The sequence below is a fragment of the Mycobacterium sp. genome (assembly GCF_049278535.1).
Taxonomy (GTDB): domain Bacteria; phylum Actinomycetota; class Actinomycetes; order Mycobacteriales; family Mycobacteriaceae; genus Mycobacterium.
Map to the genome: position 1 here is coordinate 1 of NZ_JBAPMI010000329.1, position 22,133 is coordinate 22,133.

The following is a 22,133-nucleotide window of genomic DNA, read 5'->3' on the forward strand; positions in this document are numbered from 1 at the left end:
GGTGATCGGCATCGTGATGCCGGAGATGTCGGCTTCCTGGAAGGCGTCCGTGCCGATCAGTGCGCGCCCGACCTGCCCGGTGACGGCGACCACCGGGATGGAGTCCATCTGCGCGTCGGCCAGCGGCGTCACCAGGTTGGTGGCCCCGGGACCTGAGGTCGCCATCATGACGCCGACCTTTCCGGTGGCGTGCGCGTAACCGGAGGCCGCGTGGCCGGCGCCCTGCTCGTGGCGAACCAGGACGTGCCGCAGCTTCTTCGAGTCGAACAGCGGGTCGTAGACGGGAAGCACGGCACCGCCGGGAATTCCGAAGATGACCTCGACGTCGAGCTCCTCCAGCGAACGGATTACCGACTGCGCGCCGGTAAGTTGCTCAGGCGCAACGTGTTTCGGCCGAACGGTCGGCGGCTTAGCGGCGGGTTTCGCCGCATCGGAGGCGATGCGTGCCACATCCTGCGACGCAGGCTTCGAAGCCGGTGTCTGCGGCTCGGAATGCGGCCTGGTGGGTGCGCTCACTGGGTCCTCTTGTCCTTCTTCGTCTACGTTTGCTCTGGAAAGTTGTAGGTGATCTTTCTGCTGACGCCACGTCGATGGTGGGCAACAAAAAACCCCCGTCAGCTCTGCAGCTGCACGAGGGTTGCGCGTCGGTCGACTTGATCAGTCAGGCACCAACGCGCATGCGGATTACTACGAGCTTTCCAGAAGTGTTCATCGCCCCACGACGGTAGCCTCCGTACTGGTCAAACGTCAAATCCCGGTGGCCGCCGGGCTCTTGTCGCGACCCGATGCCATGATGCTTGCATGGCCAGCGATTCACCGCAGGAAACGGCACCCGCACCGCCGGTGGTGATCAACATTTCGCCGATGGCGCACTTCGCGGTGGGCTTTTTCGCCCTGGGGCTGCTCGTCCCGGTGCTCACCTGGCCGCAGACCGCTCCGCTGCTGATCGTCCCGGTCTTGTTGTCGGCGTTGATTGTTCGGCTGCGCACCCGGGCCGACCGCGACGGCGTGACCGTGCGCACGCTGCTCGGCAGCCGGTCGGTGCGCTGGGAAGATATCGAAGGCCTGCGATTCACCAGGGGCTCGTGGGCGCGCGCTCAGCTGAAAAACGGGCGCCAGCTGCGATTACCCGCCGTCACATTCGCCACGCTGCCGCGGCTGACCGCGGCCAGCGCGGGCCGCGTCCCCAATCCGTACGCGGATTAGCCGACCGGATTGGCGCCGTTGAGCAGCATCCACAGCCCGACGCCGGCGCCGATCCCGACAACCAGAGCGGCAAATGAACCGATGAACGGCCGTCGCGCCCAGCCACGGCCGGCGTCGAAGCCATATTGACCGGGTCCCACCAGAATCACGGCGACGGCCAACACGATCAAGGTGATCTCGTATTCGTGGCCGTTCGGCAGGAAGTACGGAAACGACCTGGGACTGTGCTGGGCCGACATCCCGGCCAGCACGCTGTTCGTCAGGTAGGCCAGCGCTCCCGCGGCAGCCAGCGGGGTGAACAGGCCGAGCACCAGCAGCACTCCGGCGGCGATCTCACCGCCGGCGGCGCAGTAGGTGAGGATGTCGGCGTGCTGGTAGCCGATGTCGGACAGCGCATTCCTGAAGCCGGTCAGGCCCTGTCCGCCCCACCAGCCGAACAGCTTCTGCAGTCCGTGCGCGAGCAGGACGGCACCGAGGCCCACACGCAGAATCAACAGACCCAGATGCTGAGTACCGCGACGGCTCGCCGCGCGGACCGCCTCGTCGTCGAAGTGCCCGTGCTCGTCTACCCCGTCGGGGGAGAACACCGAGTGCCTTCCAGTCGGCTGGGGCTGGTAAGGCAGCGGCTCGTGGCCGCCGATCAACCCTATTCCGCTGCTGGATGAGCGGACGCTGCCGGAGTCAGTCGAGTCGTAGTGCGGGATCAGTGTCGTCTCGAAATCGCCTGCATACGTGTCTGATGGCAGGTCGTCCTCGGGGTCGACCAAGCTTGCCGAAGTCGGTCGCACCGGCGTTGGCACCGCGGAGGAGTCCGGTCGTTGCCAAGTTGTTTCATGCGGTTGACTGCTCACTCGTGTCAGGGTAAAGGCAAACTTCTGCGAATCGGGGATTTGAGCGGCGCTTTCGCGGTTCCGATTCGCCCGTCGTCGCGGGCGGGGCGTTGTTTGCGGGCAGACGCGGATGGCGCGTGGCACCCGTCACGGGCACCGCAGCGGACATATCCGTAATCTGGCAGCTATGCGGTTGTGGAGGTCGTGGCGGCGCAGTCTGGCTGTGCTCAGCTCGGCGACGTTCGTTTTGGCTGGTTGCGCCCACTTCAACGACATTCAGTCGCAACCGTTCACCACCGATCCCGCACGGCATCCCCCGCCGACTTCGTCAGCGCCGCCGCCCCCGCCGCTGCCCGACAAGCCATTCCCGAAGGAATGCCCAGCGCCGGGAGTGATGCAGGGCTGCCTGGAGAGCACCAGCGGCCTGCTCATGCAGGGCGACAGCAAGTCGGCTTTGGTGGCCGAGCGCACCACCGGCGCGGTCAAAGAGGTATCGGTCAGCGCCGAGCCCAAGGTTAAGACCGTCATTCCGGTCGACCCGGCCGGCGACGGCGGGTTGATGGACATCGTGCTCTCACCGACCTACAAGCAGGACCGGCTGATGTACGCCTACATCAGCACCCCCACCGACAACCGGGTCATCCGGGTCGCCGACGGCGATACTCCCAAAGACATTTTGACGGGAATTCCCAAGGGCGGCATCGGGAATAGCGGGGCCCTGATGTTCACCAGCCCCACCACGCTGGTCGTGATGACCGGCGACGCGGGCAACCCGGCGATGGCCAACGATCCGGCGTCGCTTGCCGGGAAGGTGATTCGCCTCGAGCAGCCCACCACACTCAACCAAGCGCCGCCGACCACGGCGCTTAGCGGCATCGGCGCCGGCGGAGGTCTGTGCACCGACCCCGTCGACGGCTCGCTCTACGTCGCCGACCGCGGCCCCACTGCCGACCGGCTCCAGCGAATCACCAAAGACTCCAAGGTTTCTACGGTGTGGACGTGGCCGGACCGACCGGGCGTAGCCGGTTGTTCGGCATTGGACGGGACGGTTCTGCTGAACCTGGTCAACACCAAGCAGACGGTGGCTGTACATCTGGCGCAGGGCACCGGCGCGGTCACCGGCCCACCCGACGTGGTTCGTCAGGACACCCACGGACATGCCTGGGCGCTGCGGATGTCGCCGGACGGCAACGTGTGGGGCGCGACCGTGAACAAAACCGCCGGAGACGCCCAGAAACTCGACGATGTGGTGTTCCCGCTGTTCCCGCAGGGCGGTGGCTTCCCACGGGCCAACGAGGACAAGACCTAGCGACTCAGGCCTCGTGGCCTGGTGTCAGATCGGCGACGTCAGGAAAGCTGACCAGGTCGTCTGACGGCGCAGCCACCGCTCCGGCGCCGGGCTCCAACAGGTAGCCGATGTGGTCACCGAGATCGACCCGCTTCAGCGTCTTGCCGACGAACCACGCCACCGCATCATCAAGGATCGGCATGGCCTGCGGGCCGGTGTGCCAGGAGCAGTGATCGAATTTGTTGACCTGGTCACCGGTTTGGCCGCCGAATAGACGGGCCAAGGCGATGTGGCGGCGCTCCACGACATGCACGGCCAGATGATCGGCGCGCGCCGCCACTCGGCAGGTGTGATTGACCCTGGAGATCCCGGCCAGAAATCGTGGCGGGTGCATGCTGGTCTGGGTGGCGAAACCGACCAGACATCCCGATATTTCACCGTCGGCCTGAGTCGTCACCACAAACATCGTGTAGTCCAGCATTCCGACCAGCCGATCGAAAGGTTCGTCGCTCACCTCGCCATCATGGCGCACCGATACGTAGATTCTCAAGCAAGCGCGATTACGTTGCGCCAGAGCTGCTTTCGCTGTCTCCAAAAAGAAACTGTTCCACCAGTGCGCTCACCAGCGGCGGGTTCTCCAAGCCAGCCAGGTGAGCCACCCCGTCCAGCACCCGGACGGACGAGTTGGGAATCGCGTCCGCCATCGCGATCGCCTCCCGCGGCGGGAAGGTCACGTCCTCCGCGCCGCCGACAACGAGCACCGGTGTCTTGATGGTGCCCAGCAGCGCCCGCTGGTCGGGCCGCCGTGGGACCACGCTCTTCACTGCCCACGAGACAGACTCGACGTCAACGGCTTTCACTGCCGCGCGAACATGCTCCACCACGTCGGGACGCTGTCGAAAGGTGGTCGGCCCCAGAAATGCCTTCAGCACAGGTCGATTCAGCAGCGATCCCATTCCGCCCGACCACTTCGCCAGCTGCAGCAGGATCGCGAACTGTACCTTTTGTTGCAGACCCGCCCGGCCTGCCGTGCAATTCATCAGCACCGCTCCCCCGATCCGTTCGGGGTAGGTCGCGGCGAAAGTCGCGCCGATCATGCCGCCCCAGGAGTTGCCGACGAAATGGGCCTTGTGGATGCCGAGGCCGTCGAGGATGTCGACCACACAGCGGGCGCAGTCGTCGAAGCTGAACAAGCTCGTCAGCGCCTGGCTGCCGCCCTGGCCGGGCGGGTCCACCAGCACCACCTGCCGGCGCGCAATAAGATCGTCGGCCACCCCGTGCCACATGTCGCCGGTCATCAGCAGGCTGGGCCAGAAGACGATCGGCGAACCAGATCCCGCTATTTGCAGCCGAATTCGACCGAGTGTGGTGTCCACCGTCTGCTCGCGAAGCTGATCGCCGATGCTGGTCATCGTCGCCAACCTTACTCACGACTCAACTTTTCACTGAGTCATGCCCAGCAGTATCTCAGTTGCGTTCTAGCTGCCATCGAGGCCTATGCGCCGAGGAGACAGCTATGGAACTCCCCCTCGACCCTGGGGCTTCAGCCTTGGTCAGTTGTTCTCCGTCATCTGGCGGTCGGTGAGCGACGCGAAGCCATCATCCGCTCCGTTGTCCCGCGAGGGCCGTGGCTCCCCGTGCCACCTCCAGCAGCGCGATGCTGCCCTGCAGGTACAGGCCTGCCAGCCACCACGGGCAGTTCATCACCTGCTGCAGCCGATAGTCGAACAAACCCAGATCCGAGAAGAGCCCCTCGCCGACGACGCCGGCGGCCGCGAGCACGATGCCGTGCGCGGCGTACCAGAGCCGATCGGTAGGTCGCACCGCGATCCGAATCAGCCACACGGCCACCAGCGCCACGAACAGGCCAGCCGGATGGCTCGCGCCGAGCTGTCCGGAGAGCGCATACGCGCCGATGAACAGCGCGGTGGAGTCCACGATCGCGGGCCACGGCACGTCGGCAGGCACGTCTCTGAGCGGCACCGCGGCCGCAACACCGACGAACGCCGCAGCCGCGACCGCGAAAATCAGCCAGACCCAGACCGACTGGCCGTCGACGAACGGCCGCCAGTGGTGGCGCAGGATCCCCGTGCGCACGTGGAAGAAGTGGTCGCCCAAGCAGATCGTGAGCGTCACCGCGACCCAGGAGCCGACCAGGAGCCGGCCGCGGGTCATACGGTCACCTGCAGGCGCTGTGCGGGCCGCGATCACGTTGACGACGCCGTTCTAGCTGCAGGCTGCGAGCACCAGCTCGCGTACCCGCGCTGCGTCGGCCTGGCCCTTGGTCGCCTTCATCACGGCCCCGACGATCGCGCCCGCTGCCTGCACCTTGCCGCCGCGAATCTTCTCGGCGACATCGGGATTGGCGGCCAGAGCTTCGTCGACCGCGGCCTGGATCAGCGAGTCGTCACGCACGACGGCCAGCCCGCGCGCGGTCATCACCTGTTCGGGCTCGCCCTCTCCGGCCAACACGCCCTCGACCACCTGGCGGGCCAGCTTGGTGGTCAGCTTGCCGCCGTCCACCAGCGCTACCACCGCGGCGACTTGGGCTGGGCTGATGGGCAATTCGTCGAGTTCGACACCGGCCTCATTGGCCTTCTGCACCAGGAAGTTGCCCCACCACGCCCGCGCTTGCTCACTGGAGGCGCCCTGCTCGATGGTTGCGCTGACCAATTCGACCGCACCGGCGTTGACGAGATCGCGCATCACCTCGTCGGAGATGCCCCAGTCCTGTTGAATCCGCTTGCGCCGCAACCACGGTAGCTCGGGGATGGTTTCACGCAGCCGATCGACAAGATCGCCGCTGGGCGCTACCGGCTCCAAGTCTGGCTCGGGAAAGTAGCGGTAGTCCTCCGCAGTCTCTTTTGTGCGCCCCGGACTGGTGTATCCGTCCTCATGAAAGTGCCTGGTCTCCTGGATGACTCGGCCACCGGAGTCCAACACAGCGCCCTGACGCCGCATCTCGTAGCGAACCGCGACCTCGACACTCTTCAGCGAGTTGACGTTCTTGGTCTCGGTGCGGGTGCCGAATTCGCTGGCTCCCTTCGGCTTCAGCGACACGTTGGCGTCGCAGCGCATCGAGCCCTGGTCCATCCGCACATCGGACACATCCAGCGCACGCAGCAGGTGGCGTAGCGCGGTGACGTAGGCGCGGGCAATCTCCGGTGCCCGCTCGGCGGTGCCCTCGATGGGCTTGGTGACGATCTCGATCAGCGGGACGCCGGCCCGGTTGTAGTCGGCCAGCGAGGTGGTCGCTCCGGCGATCCGGCCGGTATCGCTGCCCAGGTGGGTCAGCTTGCCGGTGTCCTCCTCCATGTGGGCGCGCTCGATCTCAACCCGGAAGGTGGTGCCGTCGTCCAGCGGGACATCGAGATAGCCATGGACGGCGATCGGCTCGTCGTATTGGGAGATCTGGTAGTTCTTCGGCTGGTCGGGGTAGAAGTAGTTCTTCCGGGCGAATCGGCCCCACGGCGCGATGTCGCAGTTGAGGGCCAGCCCGATCCGGATCGCCGACTCGACCGCGGCCTCGTTGAGCACCGGCAGCGACCCCGGCAGTCCGAGACATACCGGGCACACCTGAGTGTTGGGCTCGGCGCCGAACTCGTTGGCGCAGCCGCAGAACATCTTGGTGGCGGTCGACAGCTCGACGTGCACCTCCAACCCGAGCACCGGCTCGTAGCGGGTGAGCACGTCGTCGTAGTCGAGCAGATCCGCCCCGGGCGCGCGGGCGGCGCTCGCAGCAGAAGTCATGCGGTCGATCCTAATTGGCCGCCGAAGCGGCCTTGCCATCGCCGTCGCCGCCGCCGCCGCCCTCCTCGACGCTCAGCAGCGCATGATCGAACGCGGATCGAGAGGTGATGCCGTCGTCGCCGAGCGTGCGGAACTCCTCGACGATCTTCTGGGCCAACCGCCGCAGCTTCACATTGGTTGTTTGCGATCGCCACCTGAGCAGATCGAAAGCCGCTTCGTCATCGAGCCCGTAGATCAGCATCAGCATGCCCTTGGCCTGTTCGATGACCGCACGGTGCTCGGTGATTTCGGCGACCCGGGCGGAGATCAGGTCCTCGCGAGCCCGGTCGGAAGACGGCGTGATGTCGACGTAGTAGCCGTGTGTGCCGATGGCCACGTCATGAACGTCGGTGAGTAGGTCGCCGACCACCACCACCTGATGCACCACACCGCTGTTGTCGAGGATGCGGTGCCGGGTGCTGAATGCGCGGTGGGTGCGCAGCATCTCATCGATGGTCTTTGCCACTTCGTGGCGATCCTCGGGATGCTTGTGCGCCAGAACCAATTCGGTGGTGGGGGTGACCGTGCCCGGCTCGTAGCCGTGCATGCGCTGCACCTGCTCCGACCACTCCCAGCGCTGATCCTCGAAGTAGAAGCGGAACCACCCGACCCGCTGCGGCGCGCCGGCGAATGCCTGCCCGACTTCGGCGTCCTGCCCCTCGAGTTCGGCGGCCATTACGGCCGAACCCCGTCATGCCGGCCGATCGCTGCCTCGGAGCGTTCACCGCAGGTCAAAACCCCGTTCACCAGCACAAGGTTACCGTCGGCCGTGACGTAACGGAGGTATTCGCAGGGACCGCTAGCCGAAGAAGGCGGCGGCGTCGTCGTAGCGACTCTGCGGCACCAGCTTCAGCTGACGCACCGCATCGGCCAGCGGTACCCGACCGATGTCCTGGCCGCGGAGCGACACCATCTGCCCGTACTCGCCGGCGTGGGCGGCGTCGGCGGCGTTGACCCCGAATCGGGTGGCCAGCACGCGGTCGTAGGCCGTCGGCGTGCCACCGCGCTGGACGTGGCCGAGCACAGTCACCCGGACGTCTTTGTTGATCCGCTTCTCGACTTCGATCGCCAACTGCGCGGCCACCCCGGTGAAGCGCTCGTGGCCGAATTCATCCATGCCACCTTCGGCCAGCTTCATCGAACCTGCCACCGGCTTTGCACCTTCGGCGACCACACAGATGAAATGGGAGTCGCCGCGCTGGAAGCGCCGCTTGACCAGTCGGCACACCTCGTCGATGTCGAAAGGCTGCTCGGGGATCAGCGTCATGTGCGCGCCAGAAGCCAGCCCGGAGTTAAGCGCGATCCAGCCGGCGTGCCGACCCATCACCTCCACCAGCATCACGCGCTGGTGTGACTCAGCCGTGCTGTGCAGCCGGTCGATGGCATCGGTCGCCACCATCAACGCGGTGTCGTGCCCGAAAGTCACGTCGGTGCAATCGATGTCGTTGTCAATGGTCTTGGGCACCCCGACGACCGGCACATTCTCTTCAGACAGCCAGTGCGCGGCGGTCAACGTACCCTCGCCGCCAATCGGGATGAGCACATCGATGCCGTTGTCATCAAGCGTCTGCTTGACCTGGTTGAGTCCGGCCCGCAGCTTGTCAGGGTTGACGCGCGCGGTACCGAGCATCGTTCCGCCCTTGGCCAGCAGGCGATCGTTGCGATCGTCGTTGGCCAGTTGCACACGCCGGTTCTCCAGCAACCCTCGCCAGCCGTCTTCGAATCCGACCACCGACGACCCGTAGCGCGAGTCGGAGGTGCGTACCACCGCCCGGATGACAGCGTTCAGCCCAGGACAGTCACCGCCACCGGTGAGAATTCCGATCCGCATGTCTTCATCTTGCCCCGCCGACGCCGAGCGAGCAGCGGATCGCCCACCGACGACGATGCGCGCCGGAACGGCCCGAGGAGAAGTCGGACAGATCGGACTAGATCGCCGAGGGTAGCGCTCCCCGGGCGGCCTCGTACGCGGCTCCCACCCGATAGATCCGATCGTCGGCCAGCGCCGGCGCCATGATCTGCAGCCCGACGGGCAGCCCGTCGTCTTCAGACAACCCCGACGGCACCGACATTCCGCAGTGCCCGGCCAGGTTCAACGGCAGCGTGCACAGGTCGAACAGATACATCGCAAGTGGGTCGTCGACCTTCTCCCCCAACGGGAACGCCGTCGTCGGCGTCGTGGGTGAGATCAGCACGTCGACCGACTGATACGCCGTGTCGAGGTCGCGTGCGATCAGCGTGCGCACCTTCTGCGCCTGGTTGTAATAGGCGTCGTAGTAGCCCGCAGACAACGCGTATGTGCCAATCATGATGCGTCGCTTGACTTCCGGGCCGAATCCGGCAGCCCGGGTCAGCGCCATCACTTCCTCGGCGCTGTGCGTGCCGTCGTCGCCGACCCGCAGCCCGTAGCGCATAGCGTCGAAGCGGGCCAGGTTGCTCGACACCTCCGACGGCAGAATCAGATAGTAGGCGGGCAGCGCGTGATCGAAATGGGGACAGTCGACTTCGGTCACGTCGGCGCCGATGGCGGTCAACTGTTCGACGGCCTTGTTGAACGATGCCAGCACGCCGGGCTGATATCCCTCGCCGCGCAACTGCTTGACCACGCCGATGCGCACACCTGTGAGATCGCCCGCCGCCCCGGCCTTTGCGGCGCCGACGACGTCGGGCACCTCGGCGTCGATGGAGGTGGAATCGCGTGCGTCGTGCCCGGCGATCACCTGATGCAGCAGCGCTGTGTCAAGGACACTGCGCGCGCAGGGCCCGCCCTGGTCCAGCGACGATGCGCAGGCCACCAGTCCGTAGCGGGAGACCGTGCCGTAGGTGGGTTTGACCCCGACGGTGGCGGTCAGCGCGGCCGGCTGGCGGATCGAACCGCCAGTGTCAGTCCCGATAGCCAGCGGGGCCTGGAACGCGGCCAGCGCGGCGGCACTGCCGCCGCCCGAACCGCCCGGCACCCGCTCGGTATTCCACGGATTGCGGGTCGGGCCGTAGGCGGAGTTCTCCGTCGAGGACCCCATCGCGAACTCGTCCATGTTGGTCTTGCCGAGGATCGGGATTCCGGCCGCGCGCAGCCGCGCGGTCACGGTGGCGTCGTACGGCGAACGCCAACCCTCGAGGATCTTCGAGCCGCAGGTGGTGGGCATATCGACGCTGGTGAACACGTCTTTGAGGGCCAGCGGAACACCGGCCAGCGCCGATGCGGGTTGTTCCCCGGCAGCCAGAGATGCGTCGACAGCGGCCGCAGCTGACAGCGCCGCGTCGGCCGCCACATGCAGGAAGGCGCCGTACCGCTGGTCGGTTTCCCCGATCTGATCCAGGCAAGCCTGGGTGACCTCGGTCGACGACAGCTCCTTGGCGGCGATTTTCGCGGCCAGCGTCGCCGCATCCAGCCGGACGATGTCCGTCATTGCGGTTCCCCGAGGATCTGCGGGACCGCGAAACGACCATCGAGGGCTTCGGGCGCCTCGGCGAGCGCTTCCTGCTGGGTCAAGCACGGCGCGGTCTGGTCCGGGCGGGTGACGTTGACGGCCTTGAGCGGGTTGTCGGTCGGCTCGACGCCGGTGACGTCAACCGCTTGGATCTGGCCGACGTGGGTCAGGATCGCGTCGAGTTGACCGGCGTAATGGTCCAGCTCGTCGTCGGTCAACGCCAGCCGGGCCAACCGGGCCAGATGGGCCACCTCGTCGCGGGAAATCTGGGACACGACTGAAAAGCCTAGCGAGCGTGACACTGGCGCGACGCCCGGCATCGGTCGAAATGCCGAGGGCGCGCCGCTGTGAAACAGTGTTGGCCGTGTCCTCGTATCTACTGCGAGTCCAGCTGGCCGACCGGCCGGGTAGCCTCGGCTCACTCGCCGTGGCCCTCGGATCAGTGGGCGCTGACATCTTGTCGCTGGATGTCGTAGAGCGCGGACGCGACTACGCCATCGACGATCTCGTGGTCGAACTGCCTCCAGGGGGCATGCCTGACACGCTGATCACCGCGGCCGAAGCGCTGCAGGGTGTACGGGTCGACAGCCTGCGACCGCACACCGGGCTGCTGGACGCGCACCGCGAGCTGGCTCTGATCGACCATGTCGCCGCCGCCGGCAAAACCGCGGCGAAGCTGAAAGTTCTGGTCGCCGAGGCGCCTCAGGTGTTGAGGGTGAGCTGGTGCACGGTGCTGCAGAAGTCCGACGACGGATTTCAGCGCGTCGCCGGCAGCCCCGGCGCACCGGAAACCCGACTGAAGGATGTCCCCTGGATGCCGATCGAGCACGCCACCGCCCTGGACGCAACCGAGGACTGGGTCCCCCAGCTGTGGCGGGATCTGGACACCACGCTGATCGCGGCTCCGCTAGGCGCTCCGGACACCGCGGTGGTACTCGGCAGGCCCGGCGGCCCGGCCTTCCGGCCGTCGGAGGTCGCCCGGCTGGGCTACCTTGCGGGCATCGTCGCGACCCTTTTGCACTGAACGGCCCGGCAAACGGGGTATCCATGCAGGTGTGAGCCCGCTATCCGATGCCCAGATCGCCTCGATGTCCCCCGCCGAGCGGCGTCAGCTGATCCAACGCCTCGAGCGGCCACTGTCCGAACTGCTGCCGGTCGCGCAGGTGCGCAGGATCAGGTGGGGCTGGCTGGGGATCATGACCGGCGGGACGCTAGTGCTGATCCCCTGGATCGTGTATTTGGCTTTCGCGTTGCCCGACGACTATCTCGTGCACGACTGGACAGCAACCTGGGTCGGCTTCGACCTGTTGCTGCTCGGCCTGATGGCCGCCACCGTGATATTCGGCATGCTGCGCCGACAAGTGATGTTGCTGACCGCGTTCGCGACCGGCATGCTGCTGATCTGCGATGCGTGGTTCGACCTGATGACGGCCGGCGCCAACGACTTTCGGTTGGCAGAGCTGACCGCGGCCCTGGGCGACCTACCGCTGGCCGCCGTGCTCATCACCGGAACGCTGCGCCTGTTCCGGTTCACCGCGATCCGGCTCTGGCTGTTGGCGCCGCACACCCCACTGTGGCGACTGCCGCTGCTGCCATGAGGCTAAGTGAGCCCTGGGCAGCTATCCTTCGGAGCCAGCGAGGGCTTCGGCCCTTTCGCGGGCGGCGCGAGCCGCAGGCGACTGCTCCAGATAGTCGATGGCGAACTGCGTGGATGCCTCCGCGGTGGGGTCATACCTGGGCCGAATGTAGCGGCCCGGCACGCTGACGGCGACCAGCCAGGGTCCCGGTACCCGGTACTCCCGAGCAGCTCGCAACCAGTCCCGCCAGCGCGGCTTGGCGGTGATCGTCGGATCGGTCGCCATCAAGAACCGCAGTCCCGCGATCCACCAGAACGCGAAAGTCGGCGCGGTGGACAGCATCGTCAACGCTCTCAGGGGGTAGTTGCCGCATATGTATTGATAAACGTTAAAGACCAGCGACCGATGCTCGATCTCCTCGGCGCCGTGCCAGCGCAGCAGGTCAAGCATGGTCGGGTCGGCTCCGGCGTAATCGAGTCCCCGGTTTTGGATCAACCATTCACCCAATGCGGTGTTGAAGGGTTCCAATGCGGAAACAACCGCAAGGCGTCGGTACAGCGACAGCCGCTGCAGAACTTTTGGCCATTCCGGGTGCTGTTTACCCAGTTTGGACAGCCAGCTGTGCAATCTGTCGGTGTACGGCGTGGTGTCGATCGCCTGCTCCGCCAGATGCTTAAGCACCATCTGGTGCGCCCAGGCATGCCACGACTCCTGCTGCATGAAAAGCTTTGTGGCCGCTTTCAACTCAGCGTCATCAATCAGTGGTTCTGCTTCGTTGAGGACCTGAATGAACCAACGCTCGGCCGCCGGCAGCATCAGATGCATCACATTCAACAGGTGGGTGCTGAACGGGTCACCCGGAACCCAGTGCAACGGGGTGGCCGACCAGTCGAAGCGAGCCTTCCGGCGAAGTACCGGATACCCGTCCTGGTGCAGTTCGAGATCAGTCATTCGCTCTCCAAGGCAACTAATTGCCCGACTCCCCCCAAGACTACTACCCGTTAGGCAGTGATTTCTCAGCAGATTCGCAGGATTGCCCTTCCGCCAGAAGTTTTTGGAACCCGTCCTCGTCCAGGATGGGGACGCCGAGTTCGACGGCCTTGTCGTATTTCGATCCGGGCGAATCGCCGGCGACGACATAATCGGTCTTTTTCGACACCGAACCGGCCGCCTTACCGCCGCGGGTCAGGATCGCCTCTTTGGCGTCGTCGCGGGAGAAGCCGGCCAGCGACCCGGTCACCACGATCGTCAGACCTTCCAACGTGCGGGGCACGCTGGCGTCGCGCTCGTCGGCCATCCTAACGCCGGCCGATCGCCACTTGTCGACGATCTCGCGATGCCAGTCGACGGTGAACCACTCGGTCACCGCGTCGGCGATGGTCGGACCGACCCCTTCGACCGCAGCCAGTTGCTCTGTCGACGCTGAATTGATCGCCGCCAAACTGCCGAACTCAGTCGCCAAGGCCCGCGCCGCCGTCGGTCCGACATGCCGAATCGACAACGCCACCAACACCCGCCACAGCGGCTGCTTTTTGGCCCTGTCCAGGTTGGCCAGCAATCGCTTTCCGTTGGCGGACAAGGCACCACTCTTGGTGGTGAACAGATCCGTGCGCAACAGGTCGTCTTCGGTGAGGGCGAACAGATCGCCCTCATCGTTGATCACCTTCGCTTTCAAGAGCGCGATGGCCGCCTCGTAACCGAGCCCCTCGATGTCGAAGGCGCCACGGCCGGCGACGTGAAACACTCGCTCCCGCAACTGCGCGGGGCAGGACTGCGAATTGGGACACCGGATGTCGGCGTCACCCTCCTTGGCCGGAGCCAGTGTCGTCCCACACTCGGGACATGTTGTCGGCATCACGAATTCGCGCTCAGAGCCATCGCGCAGATCGACAACGGGACCCAGCACTTCGGGGATCACATCGCCGGCCTTGCGGATCACCACCGTGTCGCCGATCAGCACGCCCTTGCGTTTGACCTCCGCAGCGTTGTGCAAAGTGGCCAGCCCGACCGTCGACCCCGAGACGGTGATCGGCGTCATGAACGCGAACGGCGTCACGCGTCCGGTCCGGCCGACGTTGACGCGGATGTCGAGCAGTTCGGTCTGAACTTCCTGCGGCGGGTATTTGTAGGCGATCGCCCAGCGCGGCGCACGCGACGTCGAGCCGAGCCTGCGCTGCAACGTCACATCGTCGACTTTGACTACCACACCGTCGATTTCGTGATCGACGTCGTAGCGGTGCTCACCCCAGTAAGCGACGCGCTCCAGCGCACCGGCGGCGTTCTCCACCCGGGTGGTGTGATCGGAAACCGGCAGGCCCCAAGCAGCCAGCGCCAGGTACGCGTCGTGCAGGGTGGCCGGCCGGTACCCCTCCACATGCCCCAACCCATGGCAGATCATCCGGAGCCTGCGCCGCGCGGTTACGGCGGGATCCTTCTGCCGCAGCGACCCGGCCGCGCTGTTGCGCGGGTTGGCGAACGGCGCCTTGCCGTCCTCGACGAGCGAGGCATTGAGCGCCTCGAAATCGGCGAGCCGGAAGAACACTTCGCCGCGCACCTCGAGGACATCGGGTACCGGATGACCGTCGCTGGGAGTAAGCCGCTCGGGCACATCGTCGATGGTGCGCGCATTGAGCGTCACGTCCTCGCCGGTGCGCCCGTCACCGCGGGTCGCCGCCCGCACCAGCCGACCATTGCGATAGACCAAAGCCAGTGCGACGCCGTCGATCTTGAGCTCGCACAGAAAAGGCACCTCGGCACCCACGTCGGCGCGAACACGACCCGCCCACAGATCGAATTCTTCGGCACTGAACACGTTGTCCAGCGACAGCATCCGCTCCAGATGGTCGGCAGAGGTGAAATCGGTGGCGAATCCGGCGCCGCCAACAAGTTGGGTCGGCGAGTCGGGCGTGCGCAGCTCGGGGTGTTCGTCCTCCAGTGCGCTCAGCCGGCGCAGCAGTATGTCGAAGTCCGCATCAGAGATGATCGGCGCATCACGCACGTAGTAGCGGAACTGGTGTTCGCGCACCTCGTCGGCCAGTTCACGCCACGTACGACGGACCTCGGACGGAACCGGATCAGCCTCTGCTGCGCTCACCTTCGCAGGCTATCGGAGGACGCCGACAGCCCAGTGCGGCTAGTCGCGATAGAGCTCTGGGAAGTCCGATTTGAGCGCGCCCAGCTTGGGCAGATCATTGGCGACGATGTACGAGTTGTTCGGATGAAGGCTGAGGTAGTCCTGGTGGTAGGCCTCGGCGGGAAAGAATTGGGCTCCCGGCGTCACGGTGGTGACGATCGGCGCGGCGAATGAGCCCGCCTGGTTCAGCTGAGCGATGTAGGCATTGGCGATCTTTTGCTGGCTGACGTCCTGGGTAAAGATCACCGAGCGGTACTGCGGGCCTACGTCGGGGCCCTGATAGTTGAGTTCGGTCGGATCCTGGACGACACCGAAAAAGACCCGCAATAGCTGGCCGTACGTGACTTGAGTCGGGTCGTAGGTAATACGTACCGACTCGGCGTGCTTGGTGGTCCCAGTGCTGACCGCGTCGTAATCAGCTGACGCCTTGTCTCCTCCTGCGTATCCCGACGTGGCCGCTGACACACCTTTGACGTGCTGAAAAACACCCTGCACGCCCCAGAAGCAGCCGCCGGCCAAGACCGCGGTCTCGGTCTTGGGGCTTCCGGTCGCCGGCTCGTCGATGGTCGGTGCCGGAAGTGCGCTCGCGGTCGTGCCGCTCGCGGACGGCATCACCGGAGATCGGACCACGAATGCCGCAGCGGCAAGGCCGATCACCGCCAGCCAACTCGCCAGGACCACTCGCTGACGCCCTGTCCCGGTTTTGCCATCCATATGCATGCCGTCGTCCTCTCCCACAACAGACCGCCAGGGTATAGCAGTTACGTGAATGAGGTCGGGGCCGATTTCGCTGCCCTGATCACCTCAGCAACGAGAAGAATTCGTGCGAGGGATCATCCGGCCCGGGACGGCCCTGTGGTGTGTCCAGGGTCATCGGATGACTCAAGTCGACCGCGGACGGATCATTGACATGCGCCCAGTCGGTGACGATGCACCGCGTCGTGAATTTCCATGTGCCGTTCCGCTTTTCGTATTTGTCGAGATAGCGACCGCCCACCACGACCTCGGTTTCGCCATCCCTCGCCGCGAATGTATGTGTCGCAATGCTGTAAATCTCACCTTCTGCGATGTCGCCGCTGATGGCGAAGTTCGTGGTGGTGATGTGATGTTGCATCGACCGGATGTAGGGCCGGGTTTCGGCAAGGGTGCGCAGAAAAGTATCGACCGAGCCCGATGAGAAGGATCCGTGGCGGTCTTCGGCGTCGTGGTGGTAGAGACTTCGCAGGGTGTCCAGGTCGCCACGATCTACCGCGCGGCAGTATCCGTGCACGAGCTTTCGCAGCGCGTATTCGTCGAGCATCTCTTGTACGTCGGGTGCGGCAATAGGCATCGTCCAACGCTAGCTGCGACAAGCCGAACTCAGTCCTCCACATAGGCCCGCAACCGGTCGATCGCGGCGTCCCAGCGACGGGACAGCTGGTTGAGGTAGTCGCCCGCGTCGATCAGCGGTCGAGTCTGCAGTGTCCAGATCCGCTCTCGCCCGCGTCGGCTGCTGAGCACCACCCCGGCGGCCTCCAACAGCTCCAAGTGTTTGGTGGCTGCTTGACGCGTAACCGAAACCGCTTGAGTGACTTGAGAAGTCGAGCTGGGCCCGGAATCGCACAGCCGGACGACGATGCGCAAACGGTTCGGGTCCCCCAGCGCATCGAACAGTGGGGCCGCCGCGAGGCTGGCGGTCACACCCACTGCTCGAGACTCAGGTACTTCCGCACCAACTCGGTCTGCTTGGCCCAGCCCCCGCTGTTCGCTTCGAACGCATCCGCCCGGCGCGCCGCAGGAATGGCGTCGAAACCGGACTCGACGATGCGCAGTAGCACACCTTCGGTCGTTTCCGACAAGGTGAACTCGACGAGCGTGGTGGGCTCGGCGTCGTAATCGACGTTCGCGTCGACCGCGAAGGGGTGCCAGCGGTAGGCGAAGCGGCGGGGTGGTTCGACCGTGACGATCTGCCAGGTCGCCTTGGCCCCGACGTGCGGCCGCTGCATTTCGGCGACCTCGTCGTCGACGGTCGTTCCGACGATCGTCGCGCTCACCGATGTGCCGGTGACGAACGGCCCGTCGATGCGAACGCCGAACCATCGGCCGAACTCCTGCGAGTCGCTGATCGCCCGCCATACCCGGTCCAGCGGCGCACGCAAGACCACCTGCTTTTCGATACGATCCGTGTTCATCTGCAACCTCCTGGTTGCCTATCACTGAACCACAGCCCGCCCGCTACATGCAACCTATTGGTTGCTTTTTGCTCGGATGGGTCAGATCGCGTCCGGATCTTCGGCGAAGGCCTCGGCTGTCCCCCGGGCCAGTCCGATGGCCGCCCGCGCCCAATGCGGGGTCGCGGCGGCAAGTCCGCACGCCGGGGTGATGCCGATCCGATCGCGCAGCGCCGACCGGCCGAAGCCCAGTCGGTCGATGATGGCCCCGACCCGGGCGGCGACCTCTCCCACCGCAGGCCGCGGCGACGGCTCGGTCGACGACACCACGCCAAGCATCACGACGCGTCCCGATTCGACGAATTCGGCCATGGCGTCCAGATCCTCAACCTCCAGCGTTGCGGCGTCCACCGACGCTGCGCTGATACTGCTGTGCTGCAACACCTTCCACGGGATCGCCGCGCCGCAGCAGTGCACCGACACTTCTGCGGCCGCGGCGGCCGCACAGGCGTCGAGCAGGGAGGTGGCCAGGGTCTCCTCGATGGCGGCCACCGGGCTCAGCGAGGTCACCCCGGTCAGCCGGCCGGCAACCGCCGCCGGCAGCGACGGCTCGTCGAACTGGATGACCACCGGAGTGTCGAGTCGGCGTGACACCGAGGCCCGATGCGCGGCAACCCCTTCGGCCAGCGAGGTGGCAATGTCGTTGACCGCGCCCAGGTCGGTGATCGCCCGGTGGCCATTGGACAGTTCCAATTGGGCGGCCAGCGTGATGGGCCCCGGCGCCTGGACTTTGACCGGCCGCCCGCTGCCCCTCAAACCCGCGATCTCCCAAGCTTCTTCCAGCGCATCGATGTCCTCGTCGAGCAGGCTGACCGCCCGTCGCGTCACCGCGCCGGGCCGGGACGCCACCTGGTAGCCACGGGGCACCGTGTCGATCGCCACGTCGATCAGCAACGCACCGGCACGCCCGATGATGTCGGCGCCCACCCCACGCGCGGGCAGCTCGACCAGGTGCGCCATCGCAGCACCCAGCTCGCCGACCACAATTTCAGCTGCCGGTCGCGCGGCGGAACCGGGCCACGATCCGGTGCCGCTGGCGGTGGCGAAAACACTCACCGGCCAACCGTATTCGATCGGGTTCTGGGCGCACCGCGCCAGGTCCGTGTGCCCCGATTACGCTGGCGATCGGGGAAAGAGGCTCTCGATGACGGCACCACGCCTGATGCTGTGTGCTGCGGCTCTGCTGGCTGCGGCATGTACCCGGGTGGTGAGCGGCTCCGTGTTGCCGGAACTCGGTGCAGGACAGAATCTTTCCGGCGTCGATATCAACCGGGTGCTGCTTGACCAGTCCCGGATGCAGGCGATAACCGGGGGCGGCGAGCACCTCACCATCATCCCGTCAATGGACGGCGACTCCCCGGTGGATGTCGATGCCCTCGCCAAGACCGCTCCGCCGGAATGCCGGTTCATCTATTCCGACAGCGCAACCTTCGGACCCGACATCGAAGCGTTCCACAAAACCACCTACCAGGACCCACCCCACGGCGGGCTGATCTCGGAGGGCGCGGCCGCCTATCGCGATGCCGACGTGGCCCGCCGCGCATTCGCCGCTTTGGTGGCAACCATTCGCCGGTGCGCGGACAGCTCGGCGGGTTCGGGATTCGTCGGCGCGTGGACTTCCGACGAACGCTCACTGCAGACGCGCCCCGGCGATTGCGGGCGTGATTATCTGCTCAAGTCCGTGGTGCTGATGGAGGTCACCTTCTGCGGATTCCCGGATTCGGTGTCCACGATCGTGATCACCAACATCGCCGCCAACGTGCCGGGCTAGGCGAGGCCGGTCTTATGACGACCCGGTGATGGTGGCGCTGCCGAGCACTTCGTCGCCATCGGGGTCCGCGCGGTACAGCACCAGCGTCTGCCCGGGCGCCACACCGCGCAGCGGCGTGTGCAGGCGTACCTGCACCTCGTCGCCGGCCAATGCCACTACCGCGTCGACGGCCTCGCCGTGTGCGCGCACCTGCACCGCGCATTCGACGGGACCTGCCGGTGCGGTGCCCGCGGTGAAAACCGGCTGCCGGCCGGTCAGCTGCCACACCTCAAGGTCCGCGGCCGAGCCGACCTGGACTGTGCCGCTGTCGGCGTCGATGGCGGTGACGTAGCGAGGTTGGCCATCCGGGCCAGGCCCGGCGATGCCCAGTCCCTTGCGCTGGCCGATGGTGAAGCCGTGCACGCCGTCGTGGGTGGCCAACACGGCGCCGCCCTGGTCGATCACCGAGCCGCGCCGCACCCCGATGCGCTCACCGAGGAAGGCCCGGGTATCGCCGGACGGGATGAAGCAGATGTCATGGCTGTCCGGCTTTTCCGCGACCGCCAATCCCCGGCGGGCCGCCTCGGCGCGGATCTGCGACTTAGGGGTGTCCCCGATCGGGAACGCGGCATGGCGCAGTTGCTCGGAGGTCAGCACCGCGAGCACGTAGGACTGGTCCTTGTCGATGTCGACGGCGCGGCGCAGCCGCCCGCCGGACAACCGGGCGTAGTGACCGGTGGCGACCGCGTCGAAGCCGAGCACCAGCGCGCGCGCCGCCAGTGCGGAGAACTTGATTCGCTCGTTACAGCGCACACATGGATTGGGGGTTTCACCGCGCGCGTAGGACGACACGAAGTCGTCGATCACGTCTTCTTTGAACTTGTCCGCGAAATCCCAGACGTAGAAAGGGATTCCGAGCACATCAGCGACTCGACGGGCATCGCCGGCATCTTCTTTGGAGCAGCAGCCCCGCGAGCCGGTGCGCAACGTTCCTGGCGCCTGCGACAAGGCCAGGTGCACACCGACGACGTCGTGACCGGCGTCGACCATGCGGCCGGCGGCGACCGACGAGTCGACACCGCCGCTCATCGCGGCGAGCACCCTCATCGGGCAATCCCCGCGGTGGCAAGCGCGGCCTGCCGGGCCCGGGTCACAGCACCGGGTAGGACCTGCAGCGCCGCGTCGACGTCCGACTCGACACTGGTGTGCCCCAATGACAATCGAAGCGACCCGCGAGCACTGGCAGGGTCGGCGCCCATCGCGACCAACACGTGCGAGGGCTGGGCAACCCCGGCGGTGCAGGCCGATCCGGTGGAACACTCGATTCCGTTTGCGTCCAACAACATCAGCAACGCATCGCCTTCGCAGCCCTCGAAGGTGAAATGCGCGTTGCCGGGCAATCGCCGCGAGCCGGTGGCGCCGTTCAGCCGGGTGTCCTCGACAGCGGCCAGCACACCGTCGATCAGACGGTCGCGCAGCAACCGTAGCCGCGCGCCGTTGACCTCCAGGCCGTCCACGGCAAGCTGGATCGCGGTCGCCATACCGACCGCGCCCGCGACATCGGGTGTGCCCGATCGGATGTCGCGCTCCTGCCCGCCGCCGTGCGACAACGGCATGCAGCCCACGTCGCGGCGAAGCAGCAGCGCGCCCGCGCCGGGCGGGCCGCCGAATTTGTGGGCGGCCACACTCATCGCGGACAACTGACTCGCTGCGAAGCCGATCGGCAGCTGTCCCACCGCCTGAACCGCGTCGCTATGCATCGGCACATTGAATTCGGCTGCGACGGAGGCTAGTTCGGCAGCAGGCATGATCGTACCGACCTCGTTGTTGGCCCACATCACCGAGACCAGCGCCACGTCGTCGTGGTCTTGCAGCGCATCGCGCAGCGACGCGACCGAAACCGAGCCGTCAGCGGCCGTGGGCAACCAGGTCACCTCGGCGCCTTCGTGTTCGACGAGCCAAGTGACCGCGTCCAGAACTGCGTGGTGTTCGACCTCGGTGGTGATGATGCGGCGGTGGCCCGGCTCGGCGTCCCGGCGCGCCCAGTAGATGCCCTTGACGGCGAGGTTGTCGCTTTCGGTGCCGCCGGCGGTGAAGATCACCTCGGAGGGGCGGGCACCGAGCTTGGCCGCGATCAGCTCGCGCGATTCCTCCATCCGGCGCCGGGCGGCCCGACCGGTGGTGTGCAGCGAGGAGGCATTACCCACGGTGCTCAGGACGGCCGTCATCGCCTCGACAGCAGCGGGGTGCATCGGCGAGGTGGCAGCGTGATCCAGGTAGACCATGACCTGCCCAGGATACCGAGGGCGCCCCGCGACGATGCAGGCCGGAACGGCCTGACAAGGACTTGGGCAATTGAGCCCCGCCCTGCGGTCAGGATGCCAGCACGGATGGCCGCGGCCCATGGCCCGCGTGTGGCGCCGATGTGAGGCGTATCGCGGCCTGGCAGCGACGGGCCAGCTCGCGCCGGTCGTCGCCCGGCAGCTGCAGTGATTCGACGTAGATTCGCGCGACCGTGCGGCGGGCCACCATCAACCGGCCGATCGAGCGCAACAGTGTGTCGTCGCCGATATACGCCGGGACAGTCGACGTTCGGCCGTCCCGGTGCTGGTAGCGCAGCCGCAGCGGCTGGACCGGTCGGCCGGTGTCCACGGCGGCCTGGAACATCGCCGGATAAAACGGCCCCGAACCCTGGTGGGATCGGCCGGAGAGGCCGCACCAGGTGGTGCCCTCGGGGAATGCCACCACCGTGTGGCCCGCATACAGCCGGGCCGCGACGGTGGCCACCACCTCCGGAAGCTGGCGCAGCCTTGCGCGCTCGATCGGAATGACCCTGACAATGCGTGCCATCATCCGCACCGCGGCGTTGCCCGCGACGTCTGCGCGGGCGACAAACGACAGCGGCGATGCGTGCCACCG

At 66.3% G+C, this 22,133-nt stretch carries 25 protein-coding genes; 5 read left to right on the top strand and 20 right to left on the bottom strand.

Features of this window, described 5'->3' with window-relative positions:
* The coding region (locus tag WAO18_RS21670; RefSeq protein ID WP_422208289.1) for a thiamine pyrophosphate-binding protein at positions 1 to 516 on the bottom strand (516 nt) is incomplete at its 3' end.
* A gap of 285 nt (positions 517 to 801) precedes the next feature.
* Between WAO18_RS21670 and WAO18_RS21675 the strand changes: the two genes are divergently transcribed.
* Complete coding sequence (locus WAO18_RS21675; RefSeq protein WP_422208290.1) at positions 802 to 1,206, top strand: PH domain-containing protein; 405 nt, start codon at positions 802 to 804, stop codon at positions 1,204 to 1,206.
* On the opposite strand, the gene WAO18_RS21680 is transcribed toward WAO18_RS21675, so the two are convergent.
* A complete protein-coding gene (locus WAO18_RS21680) occupies positions 1,203 to 2,057 on the bottom strand; it encodes a DoxX family protein (RefSeq protein WP_422208291.1) in 855 nt (284 codons plus the stop codon). The genes WAO18_RS21675 and WAO18_RS21680 overlap by 4 nt on opposite strands.
* A 166-nt stretch (positions 2,058 to 2,223) precedes the next feature.
* On the opposite strand from WAO18_RS21680, the gene WAO18_RS21685 reads away from it, so the two are divergent.
* Positions 2,224 to 3,345 (top strand): PQQ-dependent sugar dehydrogenase, encoded by a 1,122-nt coding sequence (locus WAO18_RS21685; RefSeq protein ID WP_422208292.1) that lies wholly within the window; start codon positions 2,224 to 2,226, stop codon positions 3,343 to 3,345.
* Positions 3,346 to 3,349: 4 nt separating this feature from the next.
* Here WAO18_RS21685 and WAO18_RS21690 read toward each other — a convergent pair whose 3' ends face one another.
* The 8 genes from WAO18_RS21690 to gatC form a co-directional block, all read right to left on the bottom strand.
* Positions 3,350 to 3,805: a flavin reductase family protein gene (locus tag WAO18_RS21690; protein WP_422208311.1), complete on the bottom strand. Its 456-nt coding sequence runs from the start codon at positions 3,803 to 3,805 to the stop codon at positions 3,350 to 3,352.
* A 79-nt stretch (positions 3,806 to 3,884) separates the two neighbouring features.
* Positions 3,885 to 4,736: an alpha/beta fold hydrolase gene (locus WAO18_RS21695; RefSeq protein ID WP_422208293.1), complete on the bottom strand. Its 852-nt coding sequence runs from the start codon at positions 4,734 to 4,736 to the stop codon at positions 3,885 to 3,887.
* A gap of 187 nt (positions 4,737 to 4,923) precedes the next feature.
* A complete protein-coding gene (locus WAO18_RS21700) occupies positions 4,924 to 5,499 on the bottom strand; it encodes a hypothetical protein (RefSeq protein ID WP_422208294.1) in 576 nt (191 codons plus the stop codon).
* A gap of 51 nt (positions 5,500 to 5,550) precedes the next feature.
* Positions 5,551 to 7,074 (bottom strand): Asp-tRNA(Asn)/Glu-tRNA(Gln) amidotransferase subunit GatB, encoded by a 1,524-nt coding sequence (gene gatB, locus WAO18_RS21705; protein ID WP_422208295.1) that lies wholly within the window; start codon positions 7,072 to 7,074, stop codon positions 5,551 to 5,553.
* Positions 7,075 to 7,084: 10 nt separating this feature from the next.
* Entirely contained in the window at positions 7,085 to 7,789 is a 705-nt protein-coding gene (locus WAO18_RS21710) for a PAS and ANTAR domain-containing protein (protein ID WP_422208296.1), read from the bottom strand.
* A gap of 123 nt (positions 7,790 to 7,912) precedes the next feature.
* Positions 7,913 to 8,944 (bottom strand): ATP-dependent 6-phosphofructokinase, encoded by a 1,032-nt coding sequence (locus WAO18_RS21715; protein ID WP_422208297.1) that lies wholly within the window; start codon positions 8,942 to 8,944, stop codon positions 7,913 to 7,915.
* Between the two features lie 97 nt (positions 8,945 to 9,041).
* Positions 9,042 to 10,523, bottom strand: a complete 1,482-nt coding sequence (gatA, locus tag WAO18_RS21720; protein ID WP_422208298.1) for an Asp-tRNA(Asn)/Glu-tRNA(Gln) amidotransferase subunit GatA — start codon at positions 10,521 to 10,523, stop codon at positions 9,042 to 9,044.
* Positions 10,520 to 10,819 (bottom strand): Asp-tRNA(Asn)/Glu-tRNA(Gln) amidotransferase subunit GatC, encoded by a 300-nt coding sequence (gene gatC / locus WAO18_RS21725; RefSeq protein WP_422208299.1) that lies wholly within the window; start codon positions 10,817 to 10,819, stop codon positions 10,520 to 10,522. The genes gatA and gatC overlap by 4 nt, the downstream gene beginning before the upstream one ends.
* An 89-nt stretch (positions 10,820 to 10,908) precedes the next feature.
* Between gatC and WAO18_RS21730 the strand changes: the two genes are divergently transcribed.
* Both WAO18_RS21730 and WAO18_RS21735 read left to right on the top strand, forming a co-directional pair.
* Entirely contained in the window at positions 10,909 to 11,568 is a 660-nt protein-coding gene (locus WAO18_RS21730) for an amino acid-binding protein (protein ID WP_422208312.1), read from the top strand.
* A gap of 64 nt (positions 11,569 to 11,632) precedes the next feature.
* Positions 11,633 to 12,142, top strand: coding sequence for a hypothetical protein (locus WAO18_RS21735; RefSeq protein ID WP_422208313.1), 510 nt, complete (start codon positions 11,633 to 11,635; stop codon positions 12,140 to 12,142).
* Positions 12,143 to 12,163: 21 nt separating this feature from the next.
* Here WAO18_RS21735 and WAO18_RS21740 read toward each other — a convergent pair whose 3' ends face one another.
* From WAO18_RS21740 to WAO18_RS21770, 7 genes are all read right to left on the bottom strand, one after another.
* Entirely contained in the window at positions 12,164 to 13,072 is a 909-nt protein-coding gene (locus WAO18_RS21740) for a metal-dependent hydrolase (protein WP_422208300.1), read from the bottom strand.
* Between the two features lie 43 nt (positions 13,073 to 13,115).
* The gene (ligA, locus tag WAO18_RS21745) at positions 13,116 to 15,215 is read right to left on the bottom strand and encodes an NAD-dependent DNA ligase LigA (protein ID WP_422208301.1); all 2,100 of its coding nucleotides are present in this window, start codon (positions 15,213 to 15,215) and stop codon (positions 13,116 to 13,118) included.
* A 39-nt stretch (positions 15,216 to 15,254) separates the two neighbouring features.
* On the bottom strand, positions 15,255 to 15,992 hold the full coding sequence (gene msrA, locus WAO18_RS21750) for a peptide-methionine (S)-S-oxide reductase MsrA (RefSeq protein WP_422208302.1): 738 nt from the start codon (positions 15,990 to 15,992) through the stop codon (positions 15,255 to 15,257).
* A gap of 61 nt (positions 15,993 to 16,053) precedes the next feature.
* Positions 16,054 to 16,584 carry a nuclear transport factor 2 family protein gene (locus WAO18_RS21755; protein ID WP_422208303.1) on the bottom strand — a complete coding sequence of 177 codons (531 nt, stop codon included), beginning with the start codon at positions 16,582 to 16,584 and terminating at the stop codon, positions 16,054 to 16,056.
* Positions 16,585 to 16,613: 29 nt separating this feature from the next.
* Positions 16,614 to 16,934: an ArsR/SmtB family transcription factor gene (locus WAO18_RS21760; RefSeq protein ID WP_422208304.1), complete on the bottom strand. Its 321-nt coding sequence runs from the start codon at positions 16,932 to 16,934 to the stop codon at positions 16,614 to 16,616.
* Positions 16,931 to 17,425 carry an SRPBCC family protein gene (locus WAO18_RS21765; protein ID WP_422208305.1) on the bottom strand — a complete coding sequence of 165 codons (495 nt, stop codon included), beginning with the start codon at positions 17,423 to 17,425 and terminating at the stop codon, positions 16,931 to 16,933. The genes WAO18_RS21760 and WAO18_RS21765 overlap by 4 nt, the downstream gene beginning before the upstream one ends.
* Positions 17,426 to 17,506: 81 nt before the next feature.
* Entirely contained in the window at positions 17,507 to 18,520 is a 1,014-nt protein-coding gene (locus WAO18_RS21770) for a methionine synthase (protein WP_422208306.1), read from the bottom strand.
* A gap of 88 nt (positions 18,521 to 18,608) precedes the next feature.
* Here WAO18_RS21770 and WAO18_RS21775 point away from each other — a divergent pair, with 88 nt between their 5' ends.
* Positions 18,609 to 19,235: a sensor domain-containing protein gene (locus WAO18_RS21775; protein WP_422208307.1), complete on the top strand. Its 627-nt coding sequence runs from the start codon at positions 18,609 to 18,611 to the stop codon at positions 19,233 to 19,235.
* A 12-nt stretch (positions 19,236 to 19,247) separates the two neighbouring features.
* Here WAO18_RS21775 and mnmA read toward each other — a convergent pair whose 3' ends face one another.
* The 3 genes from mnmA to WAO18_RS21790 form a co-directional block, all read right to left on the bottom strand.
* On the bottom strand, positions 19,248 to 20,321 hold the full coding sequence (gene mnmA, locus WAO18_RS21780; RefSeq protein WP_422208308.1) for a tRNA 2-thiouridine(34) synthase MnmA: 1,074 nt from the start codon (positions 20,319 to 20,321) through the stop codon (positions 19,248 to 19,250).
* On the bottom strand, positions 20,318 to 21,499 hold the full coding sequence (locus tag WAO18_RS21785) for a cysteine desulfurase family protein (RefSeq protein WP_422208309.1): 1,182 nt from the start codon (positions 21,497 to 21,499) through the stop codon (positions 20,318 to 20,320). The genes mnmA and WAO18_RS21785 overlap by 4 nt, the downstream gene beginning before the upstream one ends.
* 88 nt (positions 21,500 to 21,587) lie before the next feature.
* Positions 21,588 to 22,133 (bottom strand): lysophospholipid acyltransferase family protein (locus tag WAO18_RS21790; protein ID WP_422208310.1); only part of this gene is annotated, 546 nt, incomplete at its 5' end.

Coding starts and splice junctions, on each gene's coding strand:
- WAO18_RS21675 (WP_422208290.1), top strand. CDS start 802: ATGGCCAGCGATTCACCGCAGGAAACGGCACCCGCACCGCCGGTGGTG.
- WAO18_RS21685 (WP_422208292.1), top strand. CDS start 2,224: ATGCGGTTGTGGAGGTCGTGGCGGCGCAGTCTGGCTGTGCTCAGCTCG.
- gatB (WP_422208295.1), bottom strand. CDS start 7,074: ATGACTTCTGCTGCGAGCGCCGCCCGCGCGCCCGGGGCGGATCTGCTC.
- WAO18_RS21695 (WP_422208293.1), bottom strand. CDS start 4,736: ATGACCAGCATCGGCGATCAGCTTCGCGAGCAGACGGTGGACACCACA.
- WAO18_RS21740 (WP_422208300.1), bottom strand. CDS start 13,072: ATGACTGATCTCGAACTGCACCAGGACGGGTATCCGGTACTTCGCCGG.
- WAO18_RS21785 (WP_422208309.1), bottom strand. CDS start 21,499: ATGGTCTACCTGGATCACGCTGCCACCTCGCCGATGCACCCCGCTGCT.
- WAO18_RS21735 (WP_422208313.1), top strand. CDS start 11,633: ATGTCCCCCGCCGAGCGGCGTCAGCTGATCCAACGCCTCGAGCGGCCA.
- gatA (WP_422208298.1), bottom strand. CDS start 10,523: ATGACGGACATCGTCCGGCTGGATGCGGCGACGCTGGCCGCGAAAATC.
- WAO18_RS21715 (WP_422208297.1), bottom strand. CDS start 8,944: ATGCGGATCGGAATTCTCACCGGTGGCGGTGACTGTCCTGGGCTGAAC.
- mnmA (WP_422208308.1), bottom strand. CDS start 20,321: ATGAGGGTGCTCGCCGCGATGAGCGGCGGTGTCGACTCGTCGGTCGCC.
- WAO18_RS21765 (WP_422208305.1), bottom strand. CDS start 17,425: ATGAACACGGATCGTATCGAAAAGCAGGTGGTCTTGCGTGCGCCGCTG.
- WAO18_RS21700 (WP_422208294.1), bottom strand. CDS start 5,499: ATGACCCGCGGCCGGCTCCTGGTCGGCTCCTGGGTCGCGGTGACGCTC.
- WAO18_RS21755 (WP_422208303.1), bottom strand. CDS start 16,584: ATGCCTATTGCCGCACCCGACGTACAAGAGATGCTCGACGAATACGCG.
- WAO18_RS21690 (WP_422208311.1), bottom strand. CDS start 3,805: ATGCTGGACTACACGATGTTTGTGGTGACGACTCAGGCCGACGGTGAA.
- WAO18_RS21775 (WP_422208307.1), top strand. CDS start 18,609: ATGACGGCACCACGCCTGATGCTGTGTGCTGCGGCTCTGCTGGCTGCG.
- WAO18_RS21710 (WP_422208296.1), bottom strand. CDS start 7,789: ATGGCCGCCGAACTCGAGGGGCAGGACGCCGAAGTCGGGCAGGCATTC.